The sequence below is a fragment of the Microlunatus parietis genome, assembly GCF_013407955.1.
GTDB lineage: Bacteria > Actinomycetota > Actinomycetes > Propionibacteriales > Propionibacteriaceae > Microlunatus > Microlunatus parietis.
Genome location: NZ_JACCBU010000001.1, coordinates 413,051 through 431,532, shown reverse-complemented (window position 1 = coordinate 431,532; position 18,482 = coordinate 413,051). Strand labels below are relative to the sequence as shown.

General features: G+C 69.4%; 17 protein-coding genes, 1 pseudogene and 1 other annotated feature. Of the genes and pseudogenes, 9 read left to right on the top strand and 9 right to left on the bottom strand.

The genetic code is table 11. From position 1 onward, the window contains the following. Positions 1-150 precede the first annotated feature (150 nt). From BKA15_RS02120 to BKA15_RS02085, 8 genes are all read left to right on the top strand, one after another. Positions 151-1,680: an APC family permease gene (locus BKA15_RS02120; RefSeq protein WP_179747879.1), complete on the top strand. Its 1,530-nt coding sequence runs from the start codon at positions 151-153 to the stop codon at positions 1,678-1,680. A 10-nt stretch (positions 1,681-1,690) separates the two neighbouring features. Further along, a complete protein-coding gene (locus BKA15_RS02115) occupies positions 1,691-2,446 on the top strand; it encodes an IclR family transcriptional regulator (RefSeq protein ID WP_218871022.1) in 756 nt (251 codons plus the stop codon). A 132-nt stretch (positions 2,447-2,578) separates the two neighbouring features. Beyond that, the gene (locus BKA15_RS35200) at positions 2,579-3,022 is read left to right on the top strand and encodes a DUF948 domain-containing protein (protein WP_179747877.1); all 444 of its coding nucleotides are present in this window, start codon (positions 2,579-2,581) and stop codon (positions 3,020-3,022) included. After that, positions 3,019-3,252, top strand: a complete 234-nt coding sequence (locus tag BKA15_RS35195) for a hypothetical protein (RefSeq protein WP_179747876.1) — start codon at positions 3,019-3,021, stop codon at positions 3,250-3,252. Before BKA15_RS35200 ends, BKA15_RS35195 begins: the two co-directional genes overlap by 4 nt. Positions 3,253-3,285: 33 nt before the next feature. Then, positions 3,286-5,952, top strand: a complete 2,667-nt coding sequence (gene alaS / locus BKA15_RS02100; RefSeq protein WP_179747875.1) for an alanine--tRNA ligase — start codon at positions 3,286-3,288, stop codon at positions 5,950-5,952. Positions 5,953-5,966: 14 nt separating this feature from the next. Then, positions 5,967-6,440: a Holliday junction resolvase RuvX gene (gene ruvX, locus BKA15_RS02095; protein WP_312878794.1), complete on the top strand. Its 474-nt coding sequence runs from the start codon at positions 5,967-5,969 to the stop codon at positions 6,438-6,440. Between the two features lie 33 nt (positions 6,441-6,473). Beyond that, the gene (mltG, locus tag BKA15_RS02090) at positions 6,474-7,583 is read left to right on the top strand and encodes an endolytic transglycosylase MltG (RefSeq protein ID WP_179747874.1); all 1,110 of its coding nucleotides are present in this window, start codon (positions 6,474-6,476) and stop codon (positions 7,581-7,583) included. Beyond that, the gene (locus BKA15_RS02085) at positions 7,580-8,440 is read left to right on the top strand and encodes a shikimate dehydrogenase (RefSeq protein WP_179747873.1); all 861 of its coding nucleotides are present in this window, start codon (positions 7,580-7,582) and stop codon (positions 8,438-8,440) included. The genes mltG and BKA15_RS02085 overlap by 4 nt, the downstream gene beginning before the upstream one ends. An 11-nt stretch (positions 8,441-8,451) precedes the next feature. Here BKA15_RS02085 and BKA15_RS02080 read toward each other — a convergent pair whose 3' ends face one another. From BKA15_RS02080 to BKA15_RS02070, 3 genes and pseudogenes are all read right to left on the bottom strand, one after another. Then, positions 8,452-9,666, bottom strand: a complete 1,215-nt coding sequence (locus BKA15_RS02080) for an MFS transporter (RefSeq protein ID WP_179747872.1) — start codon at positions 9,664-9,666, stop codon at positions 8,452-8,454. A gap of 6 nt (positions 9,667-9,672) precedes the next feature. Next, the gene (locus BKA15_RS02075; protein WP_179747871.1) at positions 9,673-10,245 is read right to left on the bottom strand and encodes a winged helix-turn-helix domain-containing protein; all 573 of its coding nucleotides are present in this window, start codon (positions 10,243-10,245) and stop codon (positions 9,673-9,675) included. A gap of 1,082 nt (positions 10,246-11,327) precedes the next feature. Beyond that, positions 11,328-12,527, bottom strand: a pseudogene (locus BKA15_RS02070) (IS30 family transposase); the annotation flags it as partial. Between the two features lie 5 nt (positions 12,528-12,532). Between BKA15_RS02070 and BKA15_RS02065 the strand changes: the two are divergent. After that, a protein-coding gene (locus BKA15_RS02065) for an IS3 family transposase (protein ID WP_179747869.1) occupies positions 12,533-13,776 on the top strand; the annotation gives its coding sequence in 2 pieces (ribosomal slippage) (positions 12,533-12,821 and positions 12,821-13,776; 1,245 coding nt in all). After that, positions 12,820-12,948 (top strand) — a sequence feature (AL1L pseudoknot). Its footprint overlaps the gene before it by 129 nt. A gap of 365 nt (positions 13,777-14,141) precedes the next feature. Here BKA15_RS02065 and BKA15_RS02060 read toward each other — a convergent pair. The 6 genes from BKA15_RS02060 to BKA15_RS02035 all read right to left on the bottom strand — a co-directional run bounded on the left by BKA15_RS02060 (position 14,142) and on the right by BKA15_RS02035 (position 18,291). Continuing rightward, entirely contained in the window at positions 14,142-14,753 is a 612-nt protein-coding gene (locus BKA15_RS02060) for a DUF1707 SHOCT-like domain-containing protein (RefSeq protein ID WP_179747868.1), read from the bottom strand. A 34-nt stretch (positions 14,754-14,787) separates the two neighbouring features. Next, positions 14,788-15,678 (bottom strand): hypothetical protein, encoded by an 891-nt coding sequence (locus tag BKA15_RS02055; RefSeq protein WP_179747867.1) that lies wholly within the window; start codon positions 15,676-15,678, stop codon positions 14,788-14,790. A gap of 52 nt (positions 15,679-15,730) precedes the next feature. Then, entirely contained in the window at positions 15,731-16,420 is a 690-nt protein-coding gene (locus BKA15_RS02050) for a helix-turn-helix transcriptional regulator (RefSeq protein ID WP_179747866.1), read from the bottom strand. 189 nt (positions 16,421-16,609) lie between these two features. Next, positions 16,610-17,299, bottom strand: coding sequence for a helix-turn-helix domain-containing protein (locus tag BKA15_RS02045; protein ID WP_179747865.1), 690 nt, complete (start codon positions 17,297-17,299; stop codon positions 16,610-16,612). Positions 17,300-17,314: 15 nt separating this feature from the next. Beyond that, complete coding sequence (locus BKA15_RS02040) at positions 17,315-17,671, bottom strand: YciI family protein (RefSeq protein ID WP_179747864.1); 357 nt, start codon at positions 17,669-17,671, stop codon at positions 17,315-17,317. A gap of 2 nt (positions 17,672-17,673) precedes the next feature. Next, positions 17,674-18,291, bottom strand: a complete 618-nt coding sequence (locus BKA15_RS02035; RefSeq protein ID WP_179747863.1) for a DUF998 domain-containing protein — start codon at positions 18,289-18,291, stop codon at positions 17,674-17,676. Positions 18,292-18,482: the final 191 nt, after the last annotated feature.

Sequence of the window (18,482 nt, the reverse complement as noted above, 5' to 3'; positions counted from 1 at the left end):
CTGGTGACCGGATGCGTCGGATCCGGGTCGCCCGCGTTGCGGTCCGGCAGCGCCGACCAGGACCATCCCCGGGTGCACGTCCCACTCGGCGGAGGCGGTTCGATCCGTGATCGTGACGCGGGCGAAACACGCCGGAGTTAGCGTCGGAACGTGTCGGCCCTGCGAGCGGCGATCGAGCGGTCCTTCCACGCCGCCGAACATGATCAACCGGTACTGTCGCCGCACCGTCCGCTGGGTCGGCGGCAGCTGACCGGCTGGTCGGTGCTGGCCCAGGCGGTGTCCACCACGGCCCCGGCGGCGTCGATGGTGATCTTCGCGGCCCTGATCGCGCGAGCCGGCGCTCCGGTCTCGGCGCTGGTGATCGCCGTCGTGGTGATCATCGGGTTGTGCCTGATCGGCGCCTGCCTGGCCCAGGTGGCGGCTCGGATGGCCGCGGCGGGCGGCCTGTATTCGTACACGGCACGAGGGCTCGGCCGACGCGCCGCCGGCGCCGTCGCGGCCGGGTTGTTGATCAAGTATCTGGGCAGCGCCGCGAGTTGTCTGGTCCAGCTGAGCCTCGCGCTGTCGGCGGTGGCGGCGGTGATCGGCACCCCGCCGTGGGGTACCGTCCCGTTGCTGCTGGCCGGGCTGGCCGCCGTGGCCGGGGTCGGCTGGCTGGTCTGGCGCGGCGTCCGGGTGGCCACCTACGGCCTGATCATCATCGAGGCGGCCGCCCTGGTCTTCATGATCATTCTGCTGGTCGCGCCGCCGATGGTCCGGCTGCCCGAGGTGCTGCCGCCGCTGGAGGCGGAGCAGACGCACCGGGTGATCATGTTCACGGCGTTCGCGCTGGCCGGCTTCGAGAGTGCGGCGTTCCTGGGCCCGGAGACCCGGCGGGGGACCACGGTGGTGGCCCGGACGTTGCGCTGGACGCCGGCCCTGTGCGGGCTGGTGGTGCTGGCCGCCGGGGTGGCCACGCTGACCGGTCGCGGCGACGTGCTGGTCAGCGCCTATCTGTTCGGCACCGGCCAGGGAGTTCCGGCGGCGATCGTCATCGCCCTACACCTCGGCCTCGCCTCGTCCTGGCTCGGCTCCGCGCTGGGCTCGGTCAACGCCGTCTCCCGGCTGGTCTACACGCTGGGCCTGGAACGGGTCTGGCCGTCGCTGCTCGGCCGGGTCCAGGACCGGTTCAAGACGCCGGGCTGGGCGATCCTGTTCGGCTGCTCGGCGATCGCCGCCGGGGTGGTCGTGCTGCAGCTGGCCGGGCGCGGGTCGCCGCCGTACGACTGGCTGGCGATCTCGCTCCGGTTCGGGCTGCTGGCCGCCTACCTGCTGGCCGTGGCGGCGGTGGTCCGGCTGCTCGGCCGGCTCGGCGAGCTGACCCGGCGGGTGGTCGTGCTGGCCGCGCTGGCCGCCCTGGAGCTGGTCGTGATCATGGCCGTGCTGGTGTCCGGCAGCGTGCAGCGGGGCGAGGGCATGATGGTGATCGCGGTCGGCGGGGTGCTGGTGCTCGGCGCCGCCTGGGCCGGGCTGGTCCGCCGGCTGCGGCCCGGCCGGCGGCTGCGGATCGGCACCTTCGACCGCCATGAGTCGATCGACGCGCTGCCGGGCGGCGCGGCGGTGCACCGTACCGAATCGGGGGAACTGGCGCTGGCGGGCCGCGGCCTGCTCGGACCGGACCCCGGACGGCCCTCGGCGTAGGCCGGCGGCCGTGCGAGACGCCGGAGCCCCGGCGATCGGGGGTCACGAACCGCGAGCCGTGCAGAAGGCCCTGCAGCTGCTCGAGGCGGTGGCCCGACTCGGTCCGGGCAGCACGGCCCGCGAGATCGCGGACTGGTGCCGGGTGCCGCGGTCGACCGCGTACCGGCTGCTCAATCTGCTGGTCGGTGACGGCTACCTGGTCCGGGTGGACGACCTGGCCGGCTTCGCCCTCGGCCGGCGCGCCCGCGAACTCGCCGCGCCCACCCCGGACCAGGGACGCCCCGGACCCGGCGCGGTCAAGGAGGTGGCCGAAGATCTGCGCCGCCGGATCCGGCACGGCGTCCACCTGGTCAGCCTGGCCGGGGTCGAACCGGCCTGGGCGGACCCGGATCCGGACCACGAAGTGACCGCCGACGACCCGATGCTGCGGGCCTGGCACGCCTCCGCGGCCGGCAAGATCTTGCTCGCCGACCGGCCGGAACTGCTGACCGGGCAGCGGCTGGCCCGGTTCACCCCGTACACGATCACCGACTGGCCCCGGCTGCTCGCCGAACTCGGCGACGTCCGCAGCTCCGGCCTGGCCGTCGACCGGGAGGAGACGGTGGTCGGCCGGGTCGGCCTGGCCGCCGCCGTCCGTTCCACAACCGGCCGGGTCACCGGCTGCCTGCTGGTCGCCGGTCGCTCCGGCCGGCTCAGCCCGGACGCGCCGGACCTGATCGAGCCCGTGCTGGCCGGCGCCCGCCGCCTGTCCGGCTGGCCGGGTTGACGCTGGACCGTCGGTGTGTCGGATCGCTGACCCTGGCGCGTGCGCGTATCGGGGCTCGTGGGTACGCGATAAGGTCGTGCTGGCCCGACGGGGCCGTACCCCGCTGACTGCACATTCCGATTGAGGAGCTTCATGACCCTGGGGGATATCGCCGGTCTCATCGCGGCCATCGCCTTCGCCATCCTGGTGATCCTCTTCGCCGTGCCGCTGCTGAAGCTGGGCCGGGTGCTGGAGGAGTTGCGGCTCGCCGTCCGCGACATCGGTCACGAGTCGGTGCCGATTCTGACCGAACTGCAGGGCACCGTGCGGGCGACCAATAATGAATTGGAGAAGCTGAGCTTCGTCACGGAGGATGTGGCCAAGGTGAGCAAGCACGCTACCGTGGTCAGCGAGAACGCGGCCCAGATGGCCACTCTGTTCTCGGCGACGCTCGGCGGACCGCTGGTCAAGACGGCGGCGTTCACGTACGGGGTGCGCAAGGCGTTCCGTGGTGAGTCGCCGACGCCGGCCAGAGCAAAAGGGCACAGCGCCAAGGGTGGTAGCGGCGGCGGGTTCTCCTTTCGACGGAGGAAATGATGATCAAGCGAGTGTTCTGGTTCCTGGTCGGGGCCGGCGTCGCTGCGTTCGTCGCGATCAAGATCAGGGACTACCTGCAGCAGGCGACGCCGGAGGCGATCGGGAACCGGGTGGCGGATTCGGCCGCCGGGATCACCGAGCGCGCCCAGGACTTCGCCGACCGGGTCCGAGCTGCCATGGTCGAGCGCGAAGCGGAGATCAACGACGCGCTCGGCCGCAACCCGGAATGACCCTGTCGCCCTCTCGACCCTAGGACTCACCAGATGAAAACCGCCGAAATCCGGCGTCGCTTCCTCGACTACTTCGGCCATCGCCGGCATGAGGTCGTCCCGTCGGCGCCCCTGCTCTACAACGATCCGACGCTGCTCTTCGTGAACGCCGGCATGGTCCCGTTCAAGCCGTACTTCACGGGCCAGGAGCCGGCGCCGTACCAGCGCGCCACCAGCGTCCAGAAGTGTGTCCGGACCCTCGACATCGAGGAGGTCGGCAAGACCACCCGGCACGGCACGTTCTTCCAGATGAACGGCAACTTCTCGTTCGGCGACTACTTCAAGGCCGAGGCGATCAGCTTCGCCTGGGACCTGATCACCGCGCCCCAGTCCGAGTACGGGCTCGGCTTCGACCCGGACAAGGTCTGGGTCACCGTGCTGCACTCCGACGACGAGGCGGCGCGGCTGTGGCAGAACATCGCCGAACTGCCGCCGGAGCGGATCCAGCGCCGCGGCCTGAAGGACAACTACTGGCACATGGGCATCCCCGGCCCGGGCGGCCCGTGCAGCGAGATCTACATCGACCGCGGCCCCGAGTACGGTCCTGACGGCGGCCCGGTCGTCGACGAGGACCGGTTCCTGGAGATCTGGAACCTGGTCTTCATGCAGGAGGAGCTGTCCGCGGTCCGGGCCAAGGACGACTTCGACGTGGCCCGCGAACTGCCGCGGAAGAACATCGACACCGGCATGGGCCTGGAGCGGGTGGCGTACCTGCTGCAGGGCGTCGACAACCTGTACGAGATCGACGAGGTCTTCCCCGTGATCGACGTCGCGGCCGAACTCGCCGGCAAGAAGTACGGCAACGATCATGTCGACGACGTCCGGCTCCGGGTTGTCGCCGACCACGTCCGGTCCGGCCTGATGTTGATCTCCGACGGCGTCACGCCGGGGAGCGAGGCGCGTGGTTACGTGTTGCGGCGACTGCTCCGCCGGGTGGTCCGTTCGATGCGACTGCTCGGGGTCGACCGGCCCAGCTTCGGCGACCTGTTCCCGGTCAGCCGGGACGCGATGAAGGGTTCCTACCCGGAAGTCGCGGACGACTTCGACCGGATCTCCGACGTGGCGTACGCGGAGGAGGAGGCGTTCGCGCGCACCCTCACCGCGGGCACCCAGATCTTCGACACGGCGGTGTCGACGGCGAAGAGCCACCACGCCGGTGTGCTGTCCGGCGACCGGGCGTTCCAGCTGCACGACACGTACGGCTTCCCGATCGAGCTGACCCTCGAGATGGCCGGCGAACAAGGGCTTGCGGTCGACGAGGCCGGCTTCCGGCGGCTGATGGACGAGCAGCGCGACCGGGCCAAGGCGGACGCGAAGTCGAAGAAGGGGAGCGGGGTCTCGACCGAGATCTACGCCCAGCTGCGGTCGCGTGGCGAGACGCCGTTCACCGGCCTGGAGACCCTGACCGGCGAGAGCGAGGTGCGCGGCATCGTCGTCGGCGGCGAACTTCGTGATCATGCTTCGGCCGGCGACGAGGTCGAGGTGATCTTGTCGGAGACCCCGTTCTATCCGGAGTCCGGCGGCCAGTCCGGTGATCACGGCCGGATCGTCGGCGACGATCTTGATCTTGAGGTGCTCGACGTCCAGCGCCCGGTCAAGGGCCTGGTGGTGCACAAGGTCAAGATCAACTCCGGCGAGCTGCGGCCCGGTGCCGTGGTCCGGTCGCAGGTCGACGCCGACTACCGGCTCGGCGCCTGCCAGGCCCACTCGGCGACCCATGTGATCCACGAGGCGCTGCACCAGATCCTCGGCCCGACCGCGCTGCAGGCGGGTTCGTACAATCGGCCCGGTTACCTGCGGCTGGACTTCTCCTGGGGCCACGCGGTCGACGAGGAGCAGCGGCACCGGATCGAGCAGCTGTCCAACGAGGCGATCCGGGCCGACCTCGGCGTCTCGGCGTCCCTGATGCCGTTGGCGGAGGCGAAGGCGTCCGGCGCGATGGCGCTGTTCGGCGAGGTGTACGGCGACGTCGTGCGCGTGGTCGACATGGGCGACGGCTGGTCCCGCGAACTGTGTGCAGGCACCCACGTGCTGCAGTCCTCCCAGATCGGCCTGATGGCGCTGAACGCGGAGTCCTCGGTCGGCTCCGGCCTGCGCCGGGTCGAGGCGTTCGTCGGGCTGGAGGCATTCCAGCACCTGGCGAAGGAACGGTCGCTGGTGCTTGGCCTGGCCGACACGCTCAAGGTGCAGCCGGACCAGCTCGGTGACCGGGTCCGCAAGATGGTCGCGCAACTGAAGGACGCCGAGCGCGAGATCGCGGCGCTGAAGTCGGCGAACCTGATGACCACGGTCGACCCGATCATCGCCAAGTCGCACGACATGTGGGGCGTCGGCTACATCGCGCACCACGCCGACGGCGTCTCCGGCGGCGACCTGCGTCTGCTGGCCCAGGAGGTCCGGAACCGGGTGTCCAACACCGCGGCCGTGATCTGCCTGATCGGCGGCACGGCGGAGAAGCCGACGGTGATCGTCGCGACCACCGCCGGTGCGCGGGAACGCGGGCTGAAGGCGGGCGAGCTGGTCACCATCGCCAGCCAGACCCTCGGCGGCCGCGGCGGCGGCAAGGACGACCTGGCCCAGGGCGGCGGCAGCGACGGCACGAAGATCGTCGACGCGCTCCGCGACGTGGAGTACGCCATCGGCGCCCAGGTCACGCGCTGACCGCCGGAACGATCGTGCGGACCGGGGTACGGGTGGCGCTGGACTGGGGCGCGGCCCGGATCGGGGTCGCGGCCTGTGACGCGGCCGGTACGCTCGCGTACCCGATCGGGACGGTGCCGGCCACCGCGGACCGGGCCGCGACCCTGCGCGCGGTGGTCGAGACGATCGCCGAGCGGGAGCCGGTCGAGGTTGTGGTGGGGCTGCCCCGGTCGCTGTCCGGCGGCGAGGGCCCGGCGGCGCTCGCGATCCGGGAACGTGCCGAGGACCTGGCGGTCGCGATCGCCCCGATCCCGGTCCGGCTGGTGGACGAGCGGCTCAGCACGGTGAGCGCGTCCCGCCGGCTCGGCGAGTCGGGCCGGTCCACCCGGAAGCAGCGCCCGCTGATCGACGCCGCGGCGGCCGCTACGATCCTGGAGGACGCGCTGGCGGCCGAACGAAGCACTGGCCGGGCGCCGGGGGAAGTAGTATCGCCCGGTACCGACGACTAGCAACCACCGAAGGATCTCCCCGACGTGTCATCGATGCTCGACCCCGAACACAAGCCGAGCGCTGGGCGGGAGATCGCCCACCGGATCAAGGGGTATCTCGCCGTCCTGCTCGCGGCGGCGGTGCTCATCTTCGGCGTCTCGTTCGTCTGGAACAAGACGACCGAGTTCGTCACCACGTTCGGCGAGGTGCCGGACTACCCGGGGCCGGGCGGTGACGAGGTGACGGTGGTCGTGCCGGAGGGCTCGTCGCTGGACCAGATCGGCGGCACGTTGATGGAAGCCGACGTGATCAAGTCGACCCAGGCCTGGGAGAAGGTCGTCGACCGCGAGCCGCGGGCCAGCACGATCCAGGCCGGCCGGTATCGGATGCGGCTGCAGATGAAGGCGATCGACGCCCTGACGCTGCTGGTCAACCCCGGCGACTCGCGGGTCCGGGCCCAGTTCCAGGTCAAGGAGGGGCTGCGGCTCTCCGAGCAGATCGAGGCGCTGGTCAAGAGCACGAAGATCAGCAAGAAGGAGTTCGAGGCGGCGCTGAAGAAGCCGAAGGAACTCGGCCTGCCCAGCTACGCCAAGAACAATCCGGAGGGCGTGTTGTTCCCGGAGACGTACGAGCTCGTCGAGAGCGCCACAGCGACGTCGGTGCTGAAGCAGATGACGGCGCAGTACGCGAAGGTGGCCAAGGACCTCAACCTCAACGAGCGGGCCAAGAGGATCGGCAAGAGCCCGTACGAGGTGCTCATCGTGGCCAGCATCCTGGACAAGGAGGTCCGGCGCGCGGAGGACCGGCCGAAGGCGGCCCGGGTGATCTACAACCGGCTGGACAAGAAGTGGAACCTCGGCCTGGACTCGACCGTGCTGTACGCGGTCAACTCCAAGAGCGCGGTGACCACGCCGGAGCAGCGGGAATCGAAGTCGCCGTACAATACGTACAAGGTTAAGGGCCTGCCGCCCGGACCGATCTCGGCCCCGGGCAAGGCGGCGATCGAGGCGGCGCTGGCCCCGGCCGACGGGCCGTGGATGTATTTCGTCACGGTCAACCTGGACACGGGCGAGACCAAGTTCGTCACCACCAAGGCGGAGTTCGAGCAGATCGTCGACGAGTTCCAGGCCTGGTGCCAGGCGAACACGGGGAAGTGTCGGTGACCCAGCCGCTACCGGAGCGAGGCGGCGCGGTGACCCGCTGCGCCGTGCTCGGCTCGCCGATCGCCCATTCGCTGTCGCCGGTGATGCACCAGGCGGCGTACGCCCGGTTGGGGCTGGTCGACTGGGACTACCAGGCCTATCAGGTCGATGATCAGGAGTTGGCCGGCTTCGTCGCCGGCTGCGACGCGACCTGGCGCGGGCTGAGCCTGACCATGCCGCTGAAGTTCGCGGCGATGTCGCTCGGCGAGGTCGACGAGGTCGCCGCGCTGGCCGGCGCCGCGAACACGCTGATCTTCGAGAGCCGCGGCCGCCGGGTCTACAACACCGACGTGGGTGGCCTGATCTGGGCGCTGAAGTCCGCCGGTGAACGGCCGGGGCTGGAGAAGATCGAGACGGCGACCGTGCTCGGCGCCGGCGCCACCTCCCGCTCGGCCCTGGTCTCCCTCGGCGAACTCGGTGCCCGGCGGATCACCATCGTCGCCCGTACACCGGCGAAGGCGGAACGCCTGCGCGGCCTGGCCGAGGCCCTGAAGATCGACCTGACCGTCCAGGCCTGGGGGACCGAGCTGCCGAAGGCGGACGTGCTGCTGTCGACCGTCACCGCCGGCGGCGCCGACGCCGTCGCCGACGAGGCCGCCGCCAGCGCGGACGTGATCTTCGACGCGATCTACGAAGGCTGGCCGACCGCCCTCGCCACCGCCGCCGACCGCGCCGGCAAGCGCGTCGTCAACGGCCTCGACCTGCTGGCCGGCCAGGGTGCCGTCCAGGTCCACCTGATGACCGGCCAGCAGATCGACCCCCGCCTCCTCCTCGACGCCGCCCACCTAGCCCTCGCCCCGAGCCCCGACGCTTCCTGACCCGTCTCGCCTCAGCGGGACTGATCGCGAAGGACGCGGCTCGCGGCGGCCAGGACTGCGAGCAGCAGCATGCTCGCGCACAGTGCCAGGATCGAGGCAGTGCGGTCGAAGTGTTGCAGCGCAAGGCCGATCAGAGCGGCGCCGGCCGGTGCGGCGAGGCCGGCGATCAGACTGCGTGCGCTGCTGGCTCGGCCCTGCATCTGTTCGGTCGTGTTGGCCATCTGTGCTGTGACGAGTGCCGTGGTGCCGGTGGGCCCGATGAAGAACAGGGCCGCGAAGATGAGGCCGAGCCCGACGGGATGGCTGGTGATCAGGAACAGCGGGATCAAGGCGGCCCAGACCAGTCTGTTGATCACGAGGATGGTCCGAACCGGCAGCCGCTGGACGAGGCTCGGTGCGACGAGCGCGCCGAGGAGGCTGCCGATGCCGCCCATGGTCATGAGCAGGCCGGCTGACGCGTGATCCCCGTTGCTGTCGATGATCACGATCGTGATGACCCAGAGCGCGTTCGAGACGAGATTGAGCCCCGACATTTGGATGAGGGTCGCACGCAGGAAGGGTTGCTGCCCGACGAAGCGAAGGCCGGCGGTGATCGTAGCGATGATCGAGCTTTCGCTGATGGCGGCGGCCGGTGGCATCGGGGACCGGATCAGGGCGATGCAGGCGAAGGAGAACAGGAACGCGGCGGAACTGACCGCGAAGGGCAATGCCGGATCCACCACGAACAGCACACCACCCAAGGGAGCACCGCAGAGACCGGCCGCGGCGGTGCGCGCTTGATTGCGGGCGAGAGCCCGCGGCAGTTGGGCGGTTTCGACGATCTGGCGAACCGCCGGGTCCTCGGCGGTGCCGAAGAGCGAGCCGAGCGATGCCGTTGCACTCAAGACGATGGTGATCACCAGAAGCTGGGTCTGATCAGTCAGGAGTGTTGCCGCGAGGACGCCTTGCAGGGAGAACCGGCCAAGATCACACACCAGCATGAGACGGCGCTTGTCAGCCCGGTCCACCCAGGCGCCGGCCGGCAGTGTTGTGACGAGACCGGCCACCATGACGATGGAGGTGAGGAGGCCGAGGTCTGCCGGAGTCCCCGTGGACAAGATCAACAGGGGCATCGCGATCATGGTCGCCGTCGAGCCGGCCGCTGAGACCGCGCCACCGATCCAGAGCAGGGTGAAGTCACGGTTGACGCCGAGGACTCGTCGATCCGGCGATTCCTCCGCGGCCACGTCAGGTCACCGAGTCAGGTCGGTCAGCTCGACTGGCACGGCATAGAGAGCGACTTGCACCGGATGAGCGTCGGGATCGGGATTCTCGCTGAGCTTGCGATACCGGTCCAGCGTCGAGATCAGGTCGGAACCCAGGGCCCGTAGTTGGGTCGGGCTCAGCCGGAGTGGATTGCTCGACATGGTCGCGACATTGCGCCACTTCCGGGGCAACGCGGCGCGGTGGTCGACGAAGGATTCAACGATCCGGGCGTCGCGGCCGACCATCGTCCGGACGTACTGATCCGCCGCCGTGGACAGGTCCTCCGTCTCGTCGGACCCGTGCACGTAGTCAAGACTGCTGACCACGAGTCGCCAGGGCCGGGCCCGCCCCTTGCCGTCACCGGTTTCCTCGATCAATCCGTACTTTCCGAGCTGGGTCAGGTGGTACGAACAGACCTTGGGAGTGAGCCCGAGCGCTTCGGCGCAGCGGCTGGCCGTGAGCGGTCCTTCGCGATCGAGAAGGCTGAGCAGATCGAGCCGAACGGGGTGGGCGACTGCTCGCATCGCCAAGGCGTCGGAACGGTTCTTCTCGGAAGACATATTCCGATCATAGAGAGTCAGACCCCGATGAACAACGGGCTGGTCGCTCTTGACCCGGAGCGTCCGCGGCCGGCAGAACCGAATCTCCTGGCATCCTGTCCTGATGCCGGGGCTGAATGGAATTGCCGCACGGATGCCGGTGTCGATCCCTGCTCCGGTGCGGGCGGGTCAACCGTCGGTGCACCTTCCGCGGGGCTGGACGATCATGGCGTGCGCCACTGGCGACGCATGCGGCGACGCGTCCATAAATCTGTTGACCCTCCGGCACTCGCCTGTCAGCCTGGCGGTGATCATTTCCGAGCGAGGGGAGACTGCCATGCGTGTTGCTGCTGTCACCTTCGCGTCAGCCTGCCGCTGACCCTCCTGCTTGATCCCAGTGGTCCGTCGAGACCCCTGTGGCGCGCTGTGCGCGCCTGATCTGCAGTCCCGCTCGCCCAGAAGGTCATTGATCATGAGAAGCATCGCGGTCCGCCTCGCCCTCCGGTACGGCGTCGGACCGATGGGCTGTCGCCCTTCCGCATAGCCAATCCCGTCCCGAACGCCTTCCGGTGCCGGAGGAGTTTCCCAACCCCTTCTGACACGTCAGGGAGACGTCAACCGTGCGTGATCACGTACGGCGCTGCAGCCTGCCCGCGCACCGCGGGCGGGACTGAGATGCGCCCAGCCAAAGCGAAACTCAAGAAGTTCCGGTTGAACCCGAAGTACACCCATCACCGCTCCGAGGGGCTGACTCGGCGGCAGAATGCCGGGACCAAGTTGTTGATCATCGGAAAGAAGACCGGGTCCGGCGGCCGGCAGCCAACTGACGGCCGCCGTGGTCCGGGTTAGATTCACAGCAGATTTGCCACGTGACAGTGGGAGTGCAAGGGAGCATACGTTCCGTCACGCTGCTGGAGTTCCGTCCCGAGTGAGCGGACCCGGAGAATCTCCTGGCCGAGGAGGGCGTTGCGGATTCGGCGTCGTCGGGCGAACCCGTGGAAGATCTTGTTGGTGTGGTGACTCCGCTCAGTTAGCGATCTTGATCGGTGGGCGGCGTTGTGGCACGGAATTGCAGTTTGCTGTCGCTCAACGGCCGGGCGGATTCAAGCTGCTTTCGCAACAGTGATTAGTTGAGCAAGCTTCTCAGCGGGGGTCTGGTAGTTCAAGATCTTGCGGGGGCGGGTGTTGAGGAGGTGTTCGGCTTCGGCGACTTGCTGGTCGGTGATCTTGGTGAAGTCGGTGCCTTTGGGGAAGAACTCTCGGAGCAGGCCGTTGCCGTTCTCGTTGGTCGGGCGTTGCCAGGGCGAGTGGGGATCGCAGAAGAACACGGGGCAACCGGTCGCGATGGTGAACCGGGCGTGGTCGGCCATCTCCACGCCTTGGTCCCAGGTCAGGGACCGCCACAACGCTGCCGGGAGCCGGGCGGCCATCTCGGTGAGCCGGTCGGTCACGGTCGCGGCGTCATGGACGGTGATCCGGCTGATCAGGCAGAACCGGGTGGTGCGTTCGAACAGGGTGATCAGCGCCGAGCGTTGGTTACCGCCGCCGATGATCAGGTCGCCTTCCCAGTGACCGGACACGGCCCGATCCTCGGCCTCGGCCGGGCGGGCGGTGATGGTGGCGGTGCCGATCCAGGACCGGTTCGACCGTGGTCCGAGTTTGGACCGTGGCCGGCGGGTGGTCCGGCCCGACCGCAGCGCTTTCTCCACGGCCAGTTCGTGGCGTAGCGCCCCGGCGCCCTGCACGTAGAGGGCCTGGTAGATCGTTTCGTGGCTCACCTGCATAGCGTCACGCCCGGCGAAGTCCAGGGCCAGCCTGCCGGCGATCTGCTCGGGTGACTGCTTGGCATTCAGCCGGGCGATCAACTCGTCCCACAACTCGGTCCCGGGCCTGATCTTGACCCGGTCCGACTTCGGCCGACGACGCCGCTCGTCGGCCAGCCGCTGGGCGATCTTGGGCCGGTAACGACCGTCCACGCTGCCGGCCTCGATCTCACGCTTCACCGTGGACCGGTGCACCCCCAACGCCCGGGCGATCGCGGCAGGCCGCCACTGGTCCCGGAGCCGGACCGCGATCACCACCCGCCCGGCCAGCGTCAACCGGCCGTTCTCAGCCAGATAGTCCCCCTCCGGCAGCACCCGCGGAGGCCGCGCCCGCGGTGACCGCCGAAACGCACTGACCCCAGCGATCCCGCCGATCCGGCCCGGCTGCAACTCCATACCGGCCAGATTGGCCCACCGCACCACGCTCCGATAGGAATGAACCGCCCCGGGGTGTCCGGAGGCTTCATTAGTTGGAGGATGAAGTCATGGCACGTCCGTCGAAGTATCCCCGCGAGGTGCGGGAGCGTGCGGTCCGGCTGGTCGCTGAGGCGCTGGAGCGCGGCGCTTACCCGTCCGAGTTCGAAGCGATCCGCACGATCGCGGACCAGCTCGGGATCGGGTCGGCCGAGACCGTCAGGAAGTGGGTCCGTCGGGCCGAAGTTGATCATGGTCAGCGGCCGGGGAAGACCAGCGAGGAGATCGCTGAGATCAAGGCGTTGAAGAAGGAGAACGCCGAGTTGCGCCGAGCGAACGAGATCCTCAAGAGCGCGTCGGCTTTCTTCGCGGCGGAGCTCGACCGCCCACCCAGGTACTGATCGTGTTCATCGACGAACACCGGGACCGGTTCGGGGTCGAGCCGATCTGTCGCGTGCTGACCGAGCACGGGATCAAGATCGCCCCGTCCACCTACTACGAGGCCCGTAACCGGCCGCCATCTCGGCGGGCGTTACGAGACACCGAGATCGTCGAGTTGATCAAGACCGCCCGGCAGCAGCGGTTCGTCGACGGGTTCGGTGCTCGGAAGCTGTGGCTGTATCTGCGCCGGCAGGGCCACGACGTGGCCCGGTGCACGGTCGAGCGGTTGATGGCACAAAACGGCTGGCACGGCGCACTCAGGGGCAAGCAGGTGCGAACCACGATCGCCGACCCCAAGCAGGCCCGAGCGGCTGATCTGGTCGACCGGGACTTCACCGCGCCGGCGCCGAACCGGCTCTGGGTGGCCGACTTCACCTACGTGCCGACCTGGGCCGGGATCGTCTACGTCGCGTTCATCATCGACGTGTTCTCCCGGCTGATCGTCGGCTGGCGAGCCGCCACCACGATGACCACCGAACTCGTCCTGGACACCCTCGAACACGCGCTCTGGACCCGCCATCAAGCCGGGATCACCGACCTGACCGGGCTGGTCCACCACACCGACGCCGGCAGTCAGTACACCTCGTTCGCCTTCACCAGCAGGCTGATCGAGGCCGGCGTCGACCCCTCGGTCGGCTCGGTGGGCGATGCCTACGACAACGCCCTGGCCGAGTCCCAGATCGGTCTCTACAAGAGCGAAATGATCCGACGCTGCGGGCCTTGGCGCAATGTTGATCATGTCGAGATCGAGACCCTGCACTGGGTCCACTGGTTCAACCACGAACGCACCCACGAAGCCATCGACGACCTCACACCCATCGAGGTCGAAACCGCGTACTACGCTGCAAGAAACCGTCTCAGCCCGACCGGGTAGAGACACAACCCGAAGCGTCCGGAAAACCCGGGGCGGTTCAGAAATCCCGACCCGGCGCGCCGCACCACGACACGACTCACCCGCCGCCACCAACGCCAACACCCGCGCCCGCACTCCAGCATCGACCGCCACAACAACCTCCCAAGACCGTTGTTGCGACGACCGTCTGAGCCCGCCGCCGGGAAAGCGGTGCCGCAGCTCCGCAAAGTGCAAAATCGTGCCACTCGCCGGTCGCGGGGCCGGAGGCCGCGCTAGCCGCGACGGAACCGCTGCTCGAGGATCGCCGGCTATCACCTGCTCGGCGCCGTCCGGGGCGAGTTGCTCGGCCGGATGGCAGCGGCCTCGACCGGCCCGTCCCGACGTGATCATGACGTCAGGGCGTCGGGGTGTGGCCGGGCGAACAGCCAGTCGAGGAAGCGGCGCCGCGGGTGCCGCGCCTTGATCACGCCCGAGGTGACGCCGCCGGTGACCCGGATCGTGTGACCGTACGGGCTGCCGTCGCCGAGCACCTTGTTCACGATGCTGCCACTGGAACTGCTCACGTCCTCCATCACGACCGACCAGCCGCGGTGCGGCACGATGAGGATCACCGAGCCGGACTTCGCGCTCGCGTGCACGTGGACCTCACGGTCCTGGACCCTGGCCTGCGTGAAATCGAGCTTGATCGTTCCGGACGTGCACTCCGCGATGATCTCGGCCGGTGCCGTCCAGACCCCGGCGCGCTTGATCGTTCCGCTCTTGGTCCGCAGGGCCAGCGGCCGCGCGTCGTTCTTGACCGGCTCCAGGTCGAAGGTCACGGCGACCAGATCGGCCCGGGTCTTGGCCTGGTAGGCAGCGGTCAGCCGCTCGTCCAGTTCATCGAGGTCGAGCCGGCCGTCCGACACCGCGTCGCGCAACTGCTCGGCGGCTCGCTCGCGTTCGGCGTCGCTGACGCGGGCTGCCGGCAGCGGCAGCGAGGAATCCGGGGAGTCTGACATCGCCGCCATCGTATCCGAAGGGATGCCTGCCCGATCAGACTGCGTCGGCGACGATCGAGACGAGGGCATTCCCTGCTACGCACCGCCCCTTCGGATCCAGGAACTGCACCGCGACGGGCTCGCGGCCGTCGACGGAGATCAGGTGGCCGTGCTCGAACTCGCCGGCCGGCTCGGTGCAGAGCTCGCCGGCAGTGATCATCCTGATCGCGTCGAACTGCGGCTGGTCGATCGTCCCGGAGGTCTCGTACGGGCCGTGCCTGACGACGGTCCGGTCGGGCCGGACCGTGATCTTGCTCCCGGACGACCGGCCGTCGAAGATCTCCTCGAGATCGATGGAGGAGAAGTGGGGGCCGTCGGCACCGAGTGGTTTGGTGATGCCGTCCTTCCGTACCTCGTCGAGGAGCTGCTTGATCTGATCCAGCACCGGGGTGTCGACGGGAATCGTGCACGGCAGCTTCTCGACGATGTGCAGGTCGCCCATCGTCAATTCGTGGATGCCGAGCGAGTCGTCGCAGACGCCGTTGACGAACGTCTCGAGCACGGCTGCCTCCTCGATCAGTTCGGGTGATTCCAGCAACGGCCGCAGCTCCTCGAGGGTGGCAGCCGGCACCCGGCCACCGATCCGGTTGATGCTCTCCAGGTTGAGGGCCGCGCCGTCCCGCATGATCCGCAATTCCTGCGCGGCGAGTCCGTCCGGCAACCGTTCCGTCGCGACGATGTCGTCGAAGTCGGCGCCCGTCTGCTCCGCGGTCGGCTGCCCGGTGGTGGGCGGTACGGCGGTCGGGGACGCGGGACTCGGCCGGTCCGGACTGTTCGGCGGCGTCGGTACGAGGGCGCAGCCGGCGGTCATGATCATGACGGCGGCGGCCAGCAGGGCCCGAGCGCTGCGCAGTCTGGGCAACGAGGGGCGGGGGCGATGTCGCACGCCGATCAGCATGTAGGAACAAGGATCGCTGGTCTTGTACGGAGCCGCGGGGTTACAGCGAGACGACGATGTCACCGCGGGCGACCTCGCCGGGCGTGTGCCCGATCAGCCGCCGCACGACGCGGGTCAATTGCGGCTGGTCGTAGAACCCGGTGCGGGTCACGACGTCGCCGATCGGGATGCCGGCCCGGAGCAGGTCGGCGGCCTGCCGGGTGCGTTCGATCAGGTGCAGCGCGCGCCGCGACAGTCCCACCGCGCGGCGGAAGCGGCCCTGGGCGACCCGGGTCGAGACGGGCACCGTGCAGCCGTACCGGAAGTCCTCGACGAGCGGGTCGAAGATCAACAGGCCGGCCCGGTGCAGCCGGTCGACGAAGACGTCGAGGTTGCCCGGCGTCGGCGCTTCCCAGGCCTGCCCGCCGAGCAGGATCCGGCCGTCCGGCAGCGTCGGCAGCACGACGTCGTTCAGGTCGATCAGGCGGGCCGGCGGGGCCACGGTCAGGTAGGCGCCGGTCCGGAAGTCCGCGCCGAAGAACTCCATCTCGGACGGGCAGACCAGGGGGATCGCGCGAGTCAGCGGACCCCGCAGGTACACAGTGGTGACACCGCCGGCGCGGATGCAGCAGATGCCGGAGTAGTACGACGCGAGCCCCGTGACCGGCAGGACGGTGTCACAGTCCACGGCCCAGATCCGGTCCAGCAACTCGCCCGGCTTCGGTTCCGCGTGCAGCCGCAACTCCGGCATTCAGACCCCCTCGCTCGGACACGGTGTCGGCCCGCTGATCATGCCACGGGCCGCCGACCGGAGGAGGGAGTCAGGTCTGCTTCGGGTGTACGTGAGCACGACGGCGCCGTTGCCGACCTCGGTGACCTGGACCAGGTCGAGACTCCGGGTCGCACCGGTCAGAAGTTGATCAAGGTACCGAACCGCACGTCACAGGTCGAGGAACATGCCGCCCCGGGCGACCTCGACCGGCGTGTGCCCGATCAGCCGGCGCAGCGCCCGGGTCAGCTGCGGCTGATCGTAGAAGCCGGTGCCGGCGACCACCTCGCCGATCGGGACGCCCGATCGGAGCCGGCGGGCGGCGGTCCGGGTGCGTTCGATCAGCCTGAACGTGCGGCGGGACAGGCCGACCGCGCGGAGGAAACGGTGCTGCGCCGTGCGGTCCGGGATCGGCGCCCGGCCGCCGTACCGCAACTCCTCGACCAGCGGATCGAAGATCAACAAGCCGGCCCGCTCCAGCCGGTCGACGAACACGTCGATGTTGTCCGCCGTCGGCACCTCCCAGGCCTGCCCGCCGAGCAGCACCCGGCCGTCGGGCAGGGCCGGCAGCACCGTGTCGCTCATGTTGATCAAGCGGGCCGGCCGGACGACGGTGAGGTAGCAGCCGGTCCGGAAGTCCGCGCCGAAGAACTCCGAGCCGGCCGAGCAGGTCAGCGGGGTGGCCTGGGTCGCCGGTCCACGCAGGTGCACGGTGGTGACGCCGCCGACTCGGACGCAACCGATGCCCGAGGTGTACGAGGCGAGCGAGTTGAACGGCGTCGGGCGGTCGCAGGCGGCCGACCAGATCCGGCCCAGCCGGCGGTCGGGCTCGTCGGTGGTGTCGACGCGCAGCCCGATCATGCCCGGCTCCTTCGCTCAGCCCTCGCGGCCGAAGACCTGGCGGATCTCCGACTCACCGGACCAGCCCGGCCAGGTGCGGCGGTGCAGGTCCATGAAGCGCCGGGTCCACTCGATGACTTCGGCGCGGTCGGCGACATCGTAGACCGCGTACGCGCCGACCGGGACCGGTTCGTCGAACGGACCGTCGCTGGTGATCAACTCGCCGTCGGCGACGATGATCTTGGTCGCGGTGGTGACCGGCAGCAGCCCGGCGGTGTCGACCAGGACGCCCGCCGCGGCCGCCTCCGCGCCGAGCTCGGCCATGCCCTCGTGCAGGGCGGGCGGTGGAAACCCGTGCGCCTCGGAGGTCCGCAGGATCGCGATGAAGCGCATGATCAACTCCCCGTTCCGGCGGTACGGTTCCGCAGCATCAGCAGCGAGATCCAGGTCCAACCGAGCACCACCGCGACGCTGAAGGCGATGTTCAGCGCCGGTTGCCCGCCGCTGGCACCGATCCCGACGAAGGCCGCGAGGTAGAAGACGCCGGTGATCAAGGAGAAGGCCGCCCAGCCGGGCCGGCCGTCCCGACGCAGCCGCCAGGCCAGCGCCAGCGCCGCGACGATCAGCCCGAGGAATCCGATCGCGCCGGCCAGGAAGTGACCGAGCCCGTGCCAGCTGATCGTCTCCGGCGGCGTGGTCGGTGTGCCGGGCGGGAAGCCGGCGACCGGGTCGGCCGTCATCATCCCGGCCGCCGTCACGCCGAGCCCGTAGATCGCCAGCCCGATCGCCGTGACCCGGGGCACCGAGCCGCGCAGGCCGACGACGCCGAGCACGGTGAGCAGTCCGGTGGTGATCATCATCGCTGAGTGGACCCAGCCGCCCGGCCCGTTGGCGAGCACGCTGAGCGGATGGATCCGGATGTCGAAGCCGTCCCGGACGAGAGCCTCGACCGTGCCGATACCGACATAGAGCGGGCCGGCGATCGCGCCGGCGAGGAGCAGTGTGTTCTTCATGCCGCAGACTCTCCACCGCGGCACTTCAGAAACCCTTCAGACCGCGACGTGCTCGGCCTGAAGCTGCTCTCCGAACCGATCAGGACCCGATGGCGTTCGACGCCGCGAGCACGCTGACGTCCTTCCCGTACCCGCTCCGAATGGTCGGTCGACCGGTCACAAAAGCCGCGACACGCCGCAGAAACGCCTGC